The sequence below is a fragment of the Haloplanus salinarum genome (assembly GCF_009762275.1).
GTDB classification, from domain to species: domain Archaea; phylum Halobacteriota; class Halobacteria; order Halobacteriales; family Haloferacaceae; genus Haloplanus; species Haloplanus salinarum.
Genome location: NZ_CP034345.1, coordinates 46,468 through 58,755, shown reverse-complemented (window position 1 = coordinate 58,755; position 12,288 = coordinate 46,468). Strand labels below are relative to the sequence as shown.

The window sequence follows — 12,288 nt, the reverse complement described above, 5'->3', positions numbered from 1 at the left end:
CTCGACGGCGTAGCGGGCGGTATGACGTTCGACACCGATCGTGGCCGCCTCCGTCACCTGCCCGAGACGCCGCTCCGGGCGCTCAAGTGGTCGTTCTGGTGGCTCCGGAAGACGTTCTTCTCGAAGCCCAAACCGGAGAACCCGGCCGTCGTCGTCGACATGACCGAGGGTGAGGCGGAGGCGTTTCTCGGGGAACGCTTCGTCGAACCGGGATGGGAAATGTCCTACCACTACCACAACGAAATCGTAAACGTGCGGCGAGTGCAGTACGTCGGCGATCATCCGTCCGGATTGGAGTGGTGGCAGACACACGTTCGCGGCTACGCGCACCCGAGCGGACTGGAGCTGACGGCCCACTTCGAACCAGAACCCGCCGAACACCCCGATGCGCATCTCGACGGTGAGTTCGTCGACGTATCGCGGGGGAACGCGACGCTGGTGGAACTGCTGGAGGGGGACGGAATCGAGTTCGAGCGGATCGGGTCGTGGACGACGGAGACCTGATCACGTCCACCCTTCGTCGAGAACGACCGGCACGCCGCGACTGGCAACGTCGGCCGCGAACGCCTTGGAGTCGGCGGCCAGAAACGCCTGCGTGTCGTAGTGGATCGGACAGACGAGGTCGGGGTCCAGATCCGCCGCGAGCGACGCCGCCTCGTGGCGATCCATGCACACGGATCCCGAGATGTTGGCCAGCAGGAGGGAGACGTCGAGAGCCGAGTGGTGGGGTAACACGTCGGAGTCGCCGGGCCAGAAGACCGGGACGCCGCCGAGTTCGAACTCGTAACCGACGCCGAACCCCTCCGGGTGGACGACGGAGCCGTCCGGCCTCGTGTGCGACCCCTCGGGGTCGTTGTACGCCGGGAGGCTCCGCACGGGGACGCCCGCCGCCTCGACCCGCTCGCGCTCCCCGATCCGGATCAGATCGTACCCCTCCCGTTCCGCGAGCGCTTCGGGTGATGGCGGCCGACCCGCGCGCTCGGCGTCGACGCCCTCGTAGACGACGAGCGTGGCGTCCGGGGCGGCGACGCGGCGGATCCCGTCGGGGTCGTAGTGGTGGTCGTGCGTGACGAGGACGAGGTTGCCGTCGCGGGCGTCGTAGGCCGGCCCGGCGGGATGGCGGGTGTCGACGCCCTCCGGCGGCTCCCAGTCACCGGTCAGGACGCCGTAGCGGCCGGGGTCGGTGTAGACGGTGGTTTCGGGCCCCGAGAGGCGGGCGGTGGCGTAGCCGAGCCAGCGGACGGTGAGGGTGTCGTGGCGGATCATGCATCGGTAAACGGGGGGCGAACACAAATGCACGGCGTCCCGCGTCGCGGGACGAGCGTGCGAAAAGATCACGGGGGGCACAGACGGCCGGTTCGACCTTACTCCGCGTCGTCGTCGACTTCGTCGCTGACGCCCTCGTTGTTCATGCCGCTGCCGTCGTTGTGGCGGCACTGCTCGGTGTAGAAGCCGAGGTCGAACTCGACGGTGTCGGTCTGGATCTCGTTGCCGTGGTCGATCGGCACCCACCACGCGAAGGCGGCGCTGAAGTCGGTCTCGCCGCGGAAACAGGCAGTGGGGAAGGAGTCGAGTGATTCGCCGTCCAGCTGGGGATTACGGTAGTAGATGTCCGGCACCACGCCACTACTGCTAGAGGGTGAGCCGACTCCGATGCCCATAGCGAGAACGGTAGCGTCGTCACCGAACTCGGCGCCGAGGTCCGCAGTCTGGTTGCCGTCAGCCTCGCTGTCGGGGATGTTGTTGCTGGCCCCGTCGAACCAGAAGAAGTTGGGGTTGTCCTCGGGGTCGGGATCACCGTCGATTTCGAGGTGGACGTTCCGCGTGAGCCACTGCTCGTCTCCGGGAGGGGTACTCCCGCCTTGGGTGAAGTCGTCATTAGACGTGTGGCGAACGACGTGGCGGGTTCCATCGCTTTCTTCGATCAGGAGCCACACCTCGTCGGGTGCGGCGTTCGTGTTGTTCGCGCCGTCGTAGTACTCGTAGGTGAGCGACCCGCTTTTGATGTTGCCGATCGTCTCATTAACCGAGACGACCGATGTCGCGTAATCGTTCGTCTGAACACCTCCGGAAGTCGCGTGAGCGACCTTGTTGCCGGTACCGGCGGGGTCATCGACGAGTTCGAAGTCGATATCGCTGCCACCGCCGTCGAAGTCGAACCGATTTACTCCGACCGAGGTGAAGTCGTCAGGCGATGCGTCCGCGGCCTCGACGTTCTGCCCGTCGATCCGCACGCCGTTCCCACTATTGAGCGCGTCGAGGACGTTCCGGAGGCTGTCGACCAGCAGCGGGCTCTCCCCACCGTCTTGGTAGTTGTCGCCGTCGTCGAGCCACACCGCGGCCTGCACCACGTCGAGCAGTTCGACGACATCGTCGTAGTCCTCGCCTTCCCCGTCCGCCTCGTCGGGGTCGTCCCGTTCGGGCTCGGTCGTTCCGTTCTCGTCGGCGGTGTAGCCGCCGGGGTTGTTGATCCAGACGTAGCCGGGGTTCGTACAGAGTTCGAGGTCGAAGGTGACCTCGCCGAAGTCGCCGGGTTTGACGTCGCCAATGTCGATGATCGCGCTCTCGCCGTCGGCCTGCGTTAGCGCGCCAACCTCGCCACAGCCGTCGTTCGGGACTTCGTTCTGCTGGGTGTTGTCGAGGAACTGATCGGGATCGTCGACGGCGATGAGCCACGCGTCGTTCGTCGGGAGGCCGGTTTCGCCCGACTGCAGGTCGTCCACACTTCCGGTTTCGCCCGCGGCGCCGTCGTACATCCGCACGCTCACGCCGTCTCCTTCGCCGTCGCTCCAGTCCGAGTAGTGGGTCGAATAGCCCACACCCAGATCCAGCGTCCCTGCGGTCAGTTGGTTGTTCTCGAAGGTCTCCTGATCACTGAAGTACGCGCTCGTCCCGAGGCCCGCGCCCGCGGAGGCGACACCGATGGTTCCGAGAGCGGCGAGTGCCTTCCGACGGGAGAGGTCGAATCGTTGGTCGCTCATTGTTGTCTTCCCCCTCGCGGGGAGGCCCACCGACGGAGTCGAACCGTCGTGCGGCGGCGACGCCGTACGCCCTGTGGGTCGGACCGCTCCGCCATCCGGATCGACCAATGGATGACACCCCGTTAGCTATTGAGCGGTTAGCGGAGTCAAGCGAGGAGTTAATGCAACTAAGCGGGGGTTAATCGAGGTATTGCGGTGCCTGAGCGGTGATTCTTATATCATTGGCGCATTACTTCGCGACGAGAGCGACGGCTCACGGGTGTCGAAAGAACGTTCCGAGACACGCTGATCAAAACGGTGTCGCTGTGAACGACAACCGGTCCGCTGTGACGTTGCGGGACCAGGAGATCAGTCGTCCGCCAGCCGCTCGATCCGCGACAGCGAATCGGCGTCCGCGGGCGTCTTGTCCTCGCGGACGGCAACGAACCGCGGGAACCGGAGCGCGTAGCCCGAGCCGTACGTGGGCGACTCCTGAATCTCCTCGTAGCCGACTTCGAAGACCACGGTTGGGTCGATGTCGACCTCGGTTCCGTCCTGCCGCTGGATCAGCGGCTCCAGCCGGTCGCTCAGGGCGGCCAGTCGCTCGTCGGAGATACCCGTCGCCACCTTGCCGATGGTGACGAAGTCGTCGCCGTCGGTGGATGCGTCCCGTGCCGACAGGAGGAAGGTGCCGAGGTGGTTCGCCCGCCGCCCCTCGCCCCACTCGGCGCCCGTGACGACCAGATCGAGCGTCTCGACTTCGGGCTTTCGCTTCAGCCAGTTCTGCCCACGCTTGCCCGGCGTGTACGCCGAGTCGGGGTTCTTCAGCATGATGCCCTCGTGGTCCGCCGCCAGCGCCTCGGCCTCCCGGTCCGCGACGGCGTCGGGGTCGTCCGTGATCGTGAGCGGCGAGCGGCCGGACGGCAGCGTCGATTCGAGGTGGTCGCGACGGTCGCGGAGGGGGACGTCGAGCAGGTCCGTCCCGTCCGCGTGGAGGCAGTCGAACGCGCGGAGTTCGACGGCCACCTCCTCGCGCATCCGGGCCACGTCGTGTTTGCGCCGGAAGCGACGGAGCACCGCCTGGAAGGGGAGGGGATTGCCGTCGTCGTCGACGGCGAGCGCCTCGCCGTCGAGGATGACCGGCACGTCGACCGCGCCCTCGACGAACTCCACGAGTTCGGGGAGCGCGTCGGTCACGTCCGCCATGTTCCGGGAGTAGACGGCCGTCTCCCCGTCGGGGTCGTGGTGGACCTGCACCCGCGCGCCGTCGAACTTCGTCTCGACGGCGACGGTCCCCCACGCGTCGAGGGCGTCGGCCACGGTGCCGGTCTGGGCCAGCATCGCCCGCACCGGCCGGCCGACGGTCAGCGTCACGTCCGCCAGCCCCGCCACCCCCTCGTCGCGGGCGCGAACCGCCACCGCACCGTAGTCGTTGGTCACCTGGAGCGCGCGCTCGACGGCGTCGACGGGGACGTCGAACGCCTCGGCGATGGCGTCCCGAACCGTCCCCTCGCCGACGCCGATCCGCATCTCCGAGAGGACGAGGCGGGCGAGGTACCGGGCCGCGAGCGGGTCGGCGCGGTTGAACAGGCCGAACAGGGTGTCGACCTTGCGGTCCTGGCTCCCCGATCCGTCGGCGTTCGCCAGCGCCCGCAGGCGGTCGTCGACGTCGGCGACGGTGAGGGGGTCGGGGTCGGCGGCGGCGAACGCGGCGAGGCCCCGCTGTCCGCCCGTATCGAGCGACTCGGCGACGGCCCCGATGTCGCCGGTCTCGGCCAGTCGGTCGGCCACGTCGTCCGCGGTGACGTTCGTCCCGGCGGCGCGCGCGAGCGCCTCGTGACAGAGGCTCGGCCCCACGTCGAGGGTCGTGGTGTCCCAGGCGGGCACGACCCGTCCGAGCAGGAGCCGGACGACGACGGACAGGTCGTCACCGGCGTCGGCCAGCAACCCCGCGGCCAGCGACGTGATCTCCAGATCGGCCGTCTCGGCCTCGACGTCGGCGACCCGGTCGGCGAAGTCGGCGAAATCCATCGGATCGGGCTCCGTTCGGGGAGCGCTTAAGCGCGGCGGGTTCCGGTGTTCGGAGTCACGGGATTCAAGACGATGTATCGTGCAGGGGTGGGTATGAACCGTGACCTGGTGGCCCGGGTTCGGGACGTCCTCGACGTGGACGTCTCGGAGTTCCGCGCCCAGGCACAGGCGGACGCGGAGGTGGTGAAGGCCGAACTCAAGGACGGAACCTTCGACAACCACCGGTCCATCGTCGGACTGGAGTACGAGTTCTACGCCGTCGCCGACGGCCGGTGGCGGCGGAACGGCGACGACGACGACGCGGGCTCGGAACTCGTCCGCGTGCCGCGGCGACTCCTCGAACTCATCCGCTTCGAGAAGGAACTCGGGTTGCACAACGCGGAGATGACGACCAGCCCACAGCCGTTGAACGCCGAGGGCCTCCGGGCGCAGGCGGCGGGCGTCCGTTCACACCTCTCCTCGGCGCTCCAGACCACACGCATCGAGGGGATGCGCCTCGTCAGCGACGGCATCTGGACGATCCCGCCGTCGGGGGAAACCGCCCGTCGGTATCTGACCGACAGCATCTCCGACGAGGGGGTCCGCGTCGCCACCAACATGACCGACGCGGTGCGGTACCACGCGATGGCCAACGGCCGGAACGCGCCGACCCCCTTCGTCGTCGAGGCGCCACACGTCAGTCTGGAGGCCGACACGGTGATGCCCGAGAGCCTCATCACCTCCATCCAGCCACACTACCAGGTGCCCCACGCCTCCGACCTGCCGACCTACCACAACTACGCCCTGCGTGTCGCCGGGCCGTTGCTGGCCCTCGGCGTCAACTCCCCGTTCTTCCCCCCGGACCTCTACGACGAGGGCGTCGACCCGGCGGCGGTCGTCGAGGACGCCCGCGCGGAGAACCGCATCCACGTCTTCGAGTCGGTCCTCAACACCGAGGGCGCCGAGAAGGTGCGTTTCCCGCGTGACCTCGACACCGTCGAGGAGGCGGTCGACCGCGTCGCCAACGATCCGACCGTCGTCCCCATGCCCGTCGACCGGGGCGACCGCTTCGACGACAAGTTCGCCACGCTCCGGCGCAAGCACGGCACGTTCTGGCGGTGGGTGCGCCCCGTCTTCGACGGCGCCGACCGCTCCTCGGCCAACGCCCGGATCGAGTTCCGGCCCATCGCCGCCCAGCCGACCGTCCGCGACTCCATCGCCTTCCTGGCGACCTTCGCCGGCCTGATGGAGAGTCTCCCCCGCCACGAACACCCCGTGATCGGCCAAGACTGGGGCGTCGCCCGGGAGAACTTCTACGCCGCGGCCCGTCACGGCACCGCCGGCGAGCAACGCTGGATCACCAACGACGGCCAAGAGACGACCGACCCCGAAACCATCTACGACGACCTCTTCTCCCACGCCGTCGAGGGACTCCGGGCTGCGGGCTGTGCGACCGACGAGGCCGAATCGTACGTCGAGCCCCTGCGGGCGCGCGTCGAGGCGGGCGTCACGCCGGCGTCGTGGAAACGTGACCAGGTGCGACGGCGGGTCGCGGACGGCGCGTCGCTGGCGACGGCCATCCCCGCGATGCAGCGTGCCTACGTGGACAATCAGACGGAGACGTTGCTCGACGGGTCGTTCGCCGATTGGTTGGACGACGGAGACGGAACGTAGCCGTCGGACGGCGGAGAAGCGACGGCCTACAGCAGGGACTCGAAGTCCTTGTGTTTCGTGATCTCGACACCTTCGTCGGTGACGACGGCGACGTTGATACCGTTGCCGGAGGCCAGGTCGCGTTCGACCGCGCTCTGGATGCCGTGGGCGGCGACGGACTTCGCCTCGTCGACCGAGAGTTCCTCGTCGTACTCCTGTTCGAGGACACCGAGAGCGTACTGGCTCCCCGAGCCGGAGACGGCGTAGTCCTCTTCCATCAGTCCACCGAGGGGGTCGAGGCTGTAGACGTGGGAACCGTCCTCGTCGACGCCGCCGAGGAGCGGGGAGACGATGAAGAAGGCCCCCGAGCGGAGGAAGTTACTCGTGAGCGTCGAGAGCGCCTCCATGCTCATCTCCTTGCCGCGTCGGGTCTCGTAGAGGCTGGCCTCGGAGCGAAGCGAGCTGATGAGCGACTGGGCGGCCGACACCGACCCCGCGATGGTGAGGGCGGCGTTCGGGTGGATCTGTTCGACCTTCTGGACATCCTTGCTGGAGACCATCCGGCCGGCGCTCGCGCGCATGTCGGTCGCCATCACGACGCCGTCCTCGGTCGAGAGGCCGACGGTCGTGGTCCCGGTTTTCATCTCCTTGTCCTCGTCTTCGGCCGCGGCGAGGCGCTGGTCGGTGTCGGTGAACTCGCCGATCTCGGGGCCGAACACCGGCCGGTCGCCGCCGTCGAGACGCTCCTGTGTCCGTGAAAAGTCCTGATTCGTCGGAGTACGCATCACCTGCCCTTGCGGGGGCGCGCTGATAAATGCAACCCTTCCCGACGCGGTCGTGTCAAGTTAAGCGTGAAGAGTGAGGCGTGATGATTTCGTAGTGCTCTATGCCAGAAATCACACGCCTCAGCGACGATAGCGACTGGATCGAATTAGATTTTGTGGAGCGTCAGCGGACACCCGAGTTCGCGATGCGACTCGGTATTCAGATGCACGTGGCAGGACTATCACTTTCGAATACCATCTCGATTCTTGAAAGGTTGGGTGTCGAACGCTCTCGAACGGCCGTCCACAACTGGGTGCAGAAGGCCGATCTACAGCCCGAAGGCGGTGCGAGCCCGAATCACGTTGCGCTTGACGAAACCGTGATTCGAATCAACGATCAGCAATACTGGCTGTACGCCGCCATCGATCCTGAAACGAACACATTCCTTCATATTCGGCTTTTTAGCACGTATACGACCGGTTTAACCGAAATCTTCCTGAGTGAATTACGCCAGAAACACGATGTCGAAACCGCCGTGTTTCTCGTCGACGACGCTCAATGGCTCCAAACTGCCCTCGATCGACACGGCCTCGATTGCAGATACGAACACCATGGCAATCGGAATGCCGTCGAACGTCTATTTCGTGAGATAAAACGACGAACCTCTTCGTTTTCAAATACGTTCAGCCACGTGGAGCCGACGACAGCAGAATCGTGGCTCCAAGCCCTCGCCGTCTGGTGGAATCGATGCCAAAGTTAACGCGACCCCCGACGCTCACGCGGCGCTCTCGTAGGCACGCCCCACGGCCGCCACGATGTCGCCGACCGGCACCGGAACGCCGAGGCGGCTCGCGAGCAGGGCGACCGGCATCAGGACGATGCCGGCCACGAGGGTCAACTGGTAAACGGTGGACACGCCGGCGCGATACAGTGAGTCGAACATCTGCGTAGCCGGTGCTGGAGCGGGCGCCGTATATAAGCTTTCCGCCCCGTTCGCACGACTCATCCCGACGACGTCGGGTGATTCTTTGGATGACGACGACGGCGCCCCAGGCCGACCGACACCGCCGGACATCCGGGTATTCCGGGGATGCGGTATCCCCGTCTCATCCATAAGTTACGCGTGGGATCGGCGGCACGTACGCGCGGCGTCGTGGGAAACGCTGATACGTTGGCTCGCCGTACGGCGCGACATGTCGAACTGGACCGATAGGATCGTCAGCGACCGGATGGCGGTCGACCGGGAGTTCAGCGATCGGGTCCGTGCCTCGGAGTTCTCGAACCAGGAGTGGGGGTTGATCATGACCGCCGTCGAGTTCGAGATCGAGCATCCGGACGATCCGGAGCGGGCACGGATCGTCCCCGACACGGAGAACCTCCCGCAGATGATGCCGGAGTTGGAGAAGGTCGGACAGGGTGCGGGTCCCGCCGGCGGCACACCACAGGGGGACAGCGGCACCGGCGTCCTCGACGCCGTCCGCGGCGCGCTCGGCCTCGGCGACGACGACGAGGAGGAACGGCTCGACGCCGCCGAGCGACTCGTCGGGGAGTACGCCGCCGAACTCCAAGCGCGGCTCGAAGACCACGGCAAGTGGACGGAGGTCCGCGAGGCGTACAGCGACGGAACGGCTTAGACCTCGTCGCCGCTGTGGAACAGCGTCAGCTCCTCGGCCTCGTAGATGTTGATGAGTTCGGTGACGATCTCGTCGTACTCCTCGTCCTCCTGGCGAAGTTCGTCGAGTCGGGCGACAGTCTCGTCGTCGAGATGGATCTGTGGCATACGTTCGGACGAAGGCGGCGAGCCATCTTAACCTTCGGGGAGCCGGTCGACGACCGCCGCGGCCACCTCGTCGGTGGTCGCCGTCCCGCCGAGGTCCGGCGTCCGCGGCCCGTCGGCGAGCGTCGACTCGACGGCCGTCCGCACGTCACGGGCCGCCGCGTCGGCCCCGAGGAACTCGAGGAGCATCGCGGCCGAGAGGATGGTCGCCGTCGGGTTGGCGATTCCCTCACCTGCGATGTCGGGCGCACAGCCGTGCACGGGTTCGAAGATACCCCGCTCGGCCCCGACGTTCGCGCTGGGCAACAGGCCGAGGCCGCCGACGAGGCCGGCGGCCAGATCCGAGAGCATGTCCCCCGCCAGGTTCGGACAGACGATCACGTCGTACTGCCCGGGATCCATCGCGAGGTGTGTCGCCATCGCGTCCATGTACGCGTCGTCGGCGTCGACGCCGCGTTCGGCGGCCACCTCGCGTACGGTGTCGACGAAGAGGCCGTCGGTGACGCGCATCACGTTGTTCTTGTGAGCGATCGTGAAGCCGTCCAGCCCGTTCGACTCGACGTACTCACAGGCGAACTCGGCGAACCGCCGGGATGCGGACTGGGTCACCAGCCGCGTCAGGGTCGAGACGTCCGCCGAGAGACGGTTCTCGATGCCCGCGTAGACCCCCTCGGTGTTCTCCCGGAGGATCACCAGATCCGTCTCGGGTTGCACGGCGTCGACGCCGGGGTAGGTCCGCGCCGGGCGCACGTTGACGAAGGAGTCGACGGCATCCCGCAACGGGAGGATCACGTCCGCCGACGTCTCGCCGGTCGCGCCGAACAGCGTCGCGTCGGCGTCCGTGACCGCCTCCAGGGTCTCCGCGGGTAGCGGGTCACCCGTCCGCTCGGCGACGGCGTCCCCGGCCTCCACGTGGACGAACTCGACGTCGGCGACGGAATCGAGCACCTCCAGGGCCGCAGGGACGACCTCGTGACCGATGCCGTCGCCCGGGATCACCGCGACGGTCTCGCTCATCGCGACTCGACGTACGGCAGGTCGGCCGCCGTCCCGTCGATGGCGTCCATGTTCGACCGGAGCAGGGCAACGGTGTCCCAGATGCCCTGCACCAGCGCACCGCGCATCGCCTCGTCGATGTCGACGTCGACGGTCTTCCCGTCGTAGGTGACCGTCTCCCCGACCACGTCGAGTTCGATCCCCGCCTCGGGGTTCGCCTCGATGAAGTCCTGTAACTCGGCGACCGTCTCCGGGTCGGTCGTCGCCGCCGGGATACCCAGCGACTTGCAGTTGTCCGCGAAGATCTCCGCGAAGGACTCGCCGACGATGGCCTCGACGCCCCAGCGGGCGAGCGCCCGCGGCGCGTGCTCCCGCGAGGAGCCACAGCCGAAGTTGTCGTTGACGACGAGGACGTTCGCGCCCCGGTACTCGTTGAAGGGGTGGTCGTTGAGTTCGCCGTCGTCGTCACGGCGGGCGTCGTAGAAGGCGTACTGGTCCATCCCCTCCCAGGTCGTCGTCTTGAGGAACCGTGCGGGGATGATCTGGTCGGTGTCGATGTCGTCGCCGCGGACGGGGACGCCCGTCCCGGCGACGCGGCGCACCTTCATCTCCTCGACGCCGACGCCGTCGTCGCCACCGTCGTCACTCATGCGCTCACCTCCATCTCGCGCACGTCCGTCACTTCCCCCTCGACGGCGGCGGCGGCCACCATCGCGGGGCTCATCAGCACGGTCCGGCCGTCCTTGCTCCCCTGTCGACCCACGTAGTTGCGGTTCGAGGAGGACGCACACCGCTCGTCGCCCTCCAGGGAGTCGTCGTTCATGGCCAGACACATCGAACAGCCCGCCTCGCGCCAGTCGAAGCCCGCTTCGCGGAAAGTCTCGTCGACCCCTTCGGCTTCGAGCTTCGATTTCACCGTCTGTGAGCCGGGCACCGCGAGCGCGCGCACGTCGTCGTGGACCTCGCGGCCCTCGAGGACGGCCGCGGCCTCGCGGAAGTCGCTCACGCGGCCGTTCGTGCACGTGCCGAGGAAGGCCACGTCGATGTCGTAGCCGGCCATCGGCTCGCCGGGTTCGACGCCCGTGTGGTCCTGGGCGGTGCGGGCGGCCTCGCGTTTCCCCTCCGGCAGATCCGCGGGCGCGGGGACGGGGTCCGAGACGCCGACGGCCTGCCCGGGGGTCGTTCCCCAAGTGACCATCGGCTCCAGATCGCTCGCGTCGAGGTTGACCACGTCGTCGTACTCGGCGTCGTCGTCGCTCTTGATCGACTCCCAGTACGCCTTGCGCTCCTCGAAGGCCTCGCCTTCGGGGGCGAACTCGCGGCCCCGCAGGAACTCGTAGGTGGTCTCGTCGGGGTTGATGTAGCCCGCGCGGGCGCCGCCCTCGATGGACATGTTACACACCGCGAGCCGCTCCTCCATCGAGAGGTCGCGGATCGCCTCGCCGCCGTACTCGTAGACGTAGCCGACGCCGCCGTCGACGCCGAGTTCGGCGATGATCTTCAGGATCAGATCCTTCGAGTGGACGCCCGGACCGAGCCGACCGTCGACCTCGACGCGTCGCACGTCGGCCTTGTCGGCGGCGACACACTGCGAGGCCAGCACGTCTCGGACCTGACTGGTGCCGATGCCGAAGGCGATGGCGCCGAAGGCGCCGTGGGTGGCGGTGTGGGAGTCGCCACAGACGACGGTCATCCCCGGCTGGGTCAGCCCCAACTCGGGTGCGACGACGTGGGTGATGCCCTGCTTCTCGGAGTCCAGCCCGTAGAACTGGATGCCCGATTCGCCGGTGTTTCGCTCCAGTGCGGTGAGCATCCCCTCGGCGGACTCGTCGGCCAGCGGACGCTCGCGACCCTCCGGCCTGGTCGGCACGATGTGATCCACCGTGGCGACGTTGCGCTCGGGGTAGGGAACCTCGATGCCCCGCTCCCGGAGCTCCGAGAACGGCTGGGGGCTGGTCACCTCGTGGATGAGGTGCAGGCCGATGAACAGCTGGTCCTGCCCGTTCGGCAGATCCGCGACCTTGTGTCGGTCCCACACCGTGTCGTACAGCGTACCTTCGCTCATCGTCGTCGGATCCTCGTCGGCGTCTCGCGCGTCGACCGACCGGCGACGGCCGTTCCCGTCCG

At 67.4% G+C, this 12,288-nt stretch carries 13 protein-coding genes; 4 read left to right on the top strand and 9 right to left on the bottom strand.

The features are described from left to right. The first annotated feature begins 21 nt into the window (after positions 1 to 21). Positions 22 to 504 (top strand): hypothetical protein, encoded by a 483-nt coding sequence (locus EI982_RS01535; protein ID WP_157687815.1) that lies wholly within the window; start codon positions 22 to 24, stop codon positions 502 to 504. On the opposite strand, the gene EI982_RS01530 is transcribed toward EI982_RS01535, so the two are convergent. From EI982_RS01530 to ligA, 3 genes are all read right to left on the bottom strand, one after another. Beyond that, a complete protein-coding gene (locus tag EI982_RS01530; RefSeq protein ID WP_157687814.1) occupies positions 505 to 1,266 on the bottom strand; it encodes an MBL fold metallo-hydrolase in 762 nt (253 codons plus the stop codon). A gap of 98 nt (positions 1,267 to 1,364) precedes the next feature. Then, positions 1,365 to 2,981, bottom strand: a complete 1,617-nt coding sequence (locus EI982_RS01525; protein ID WP_157687813.1) for a SipW-dependent-type signal peptide-containing protein — start codon at positions 2,979 to 2,981, stop codon at positions 1,365 to 1,367. A 348-nt stretch (positions 2,982 to 3,329) separates the two neighbouring features. Beyond that, positions 3,330 to 4,991 carry an ATP-dependent DNA ligase LigA gene (ligA, locus tag EI982_RS01520; RefSeq protein ID WP_157687812.1) on the bottom strand — a complete coding sequence of 554 codons (1,662 nt, stop codon included), beginning with the start codon at positions 4,989 to 4,991 and terminating at the stop codon, positions 3,330 to 3,332. A 93-nt stretch (positions 4,992 to 5,084) separates the two neighbouring features. Here ligA and EI982_RS01515 point away from each other — a divergent pair, with 93 nt between their 5' ends. Beyond that, positions 5,085 to 6,644: a glutamate-cysteine ligase family protein gene (locus EI982_RS01515; protein WP_157687811.1), complete on the top strand. Its 1,560-nt coding sequence runs from the start codon at positions 5,085 to 5,087 to the stop codon at positions 6,642 to 6,644. Between the two features lie 26 nt (positions 6,645 to 6,670). On the opposite strand, the gene psmB is transcribed toward EI982_RS01515, so the two are convergent. Next, positions 6,671 to 7,408: an archaeal proteasome endopeptidase complex subunit beta gene (gene psmB, locus EI982_RS01510; RefSeq protein WP_157687810.1), complete on the bottom strand. Its 738-nt coding sequence runs from the start codon at positions 7,406 to 7,408 to the stop codon at positions 6,671 to 6,673. A 101-nt stretch (positions 7,409 to 7,509) separates the two neighbouring features. On the opposite strand from psmB, the gene EI982_RS01505 reads away from it, so the two are divergent. Next, positions 7,510 to 8,148, top strand: a complete 639-nt coding sequence (locus EI982_RS01505) for an IS6 family transposase (protein WP_157687809.1) — start codon at positions 7,510 to 7,512, stop codon at positions 8,146 to 8,148. A 15-nt stretch (positions 8,149 to 8,163) separates the two neighbouring features. Here the strand turns inward: EI982_RS01505 and EI982_RS18215 are convergent, their stop codons facing one another. Continuing rightward, positions 8,164 to 8,304: a hypothetical protein gene (locus EI982_RS18215; RefSeq protein WP_199243836.1), complete on the bottom strand. Its 141-nt coding sequence runs from the start codon at positions 8,302 to 8,304 to the stop codon at positions 8,164 to 8,166. Between the two features lie 277 nt (positions 8,305 to 8,581). Here EI982_RS18215 and EI982_RS01500 point away from each other — a divergent pair, with 277 nt between their 5' ends. Next, positions 8,582 to 9,022 carry a DUF5799 family protein gene (locus tag EI982_RS01500; RefSeq protein WP_157687808.1) on the top strand — a complete coding sequence of 147 codons (441 nt, stop codon included), beginning with the start codon at positions 8,582 to 8,584 and terminating at the stop codon, positions 9,020 to 9,022. On the opposite strand, the gene EI982_RS18210 is transcribed toward EI982_RS01500, so the two are convergent. Genes EI982_RS18210 through leuC form a run of 4 tightly spaced genes read right to left on the bottom strand, consistent with a single transcriptional unit; the run spans position 9,019 to position 12,226 of the window. Next, entirely contained in the window at positions 9,019 to 9,168 is a 150-nt protein-coding gene (locus EI982_RS18210) for a DUF7557 family protein (protein WP_199243691.1), read from the bottom strand. The two genes, EI982_RS01500 and EI982_RS18210, sit on opposite strands and share 4 nt — an antisense overlap. A gap of 27 nt (positions 9,169 to 9,195) precedes the next feature. Further along, positions 9,196 to 10,182 (bottom strand): isocitrate/isopropylmalate dehydrogenase family protein, encoded by a 987-nt coding sequence (locus EI982_RS01495; RefSeq protein WP_157687807.1) that lies wholly within the window; start codon positions 10,180 to 10,182, stop codon positions 9,196 to 9,198. After that, complete coding sequence (gene leuD / locus EI982_RS01490) at positions 10,179 to 10,811, bottom strand: 3-isopropylmalate dehydratase small subunit (protein WP_157687806.1); 633 nt, start codon at positions 10,809 to 10,811, stop codon at positions 10,179 to 10,181. Before leuD ends, EI982_RS01495 begins: the two co-directional genes overlap by 4 nt. Then, positions 10,808 to 12,226: a 3-isopropylmalate dehydratase large subunit gene (leuC, locus tag EI982_RS01485; protein ID WP_157687805.1), complete on the bottom strand. Its 1,419-nt coding sequence runs from the start codon at positions 12,224 to 12,226 to the stop codon at positions 10,808 to 10,810. Before leuC ends, leuD begins: the two co-directional genes overlap by 4 nt. Between the last annotated feature and the right edge of the window lie 62 nt (positions 12,227 to 12,288).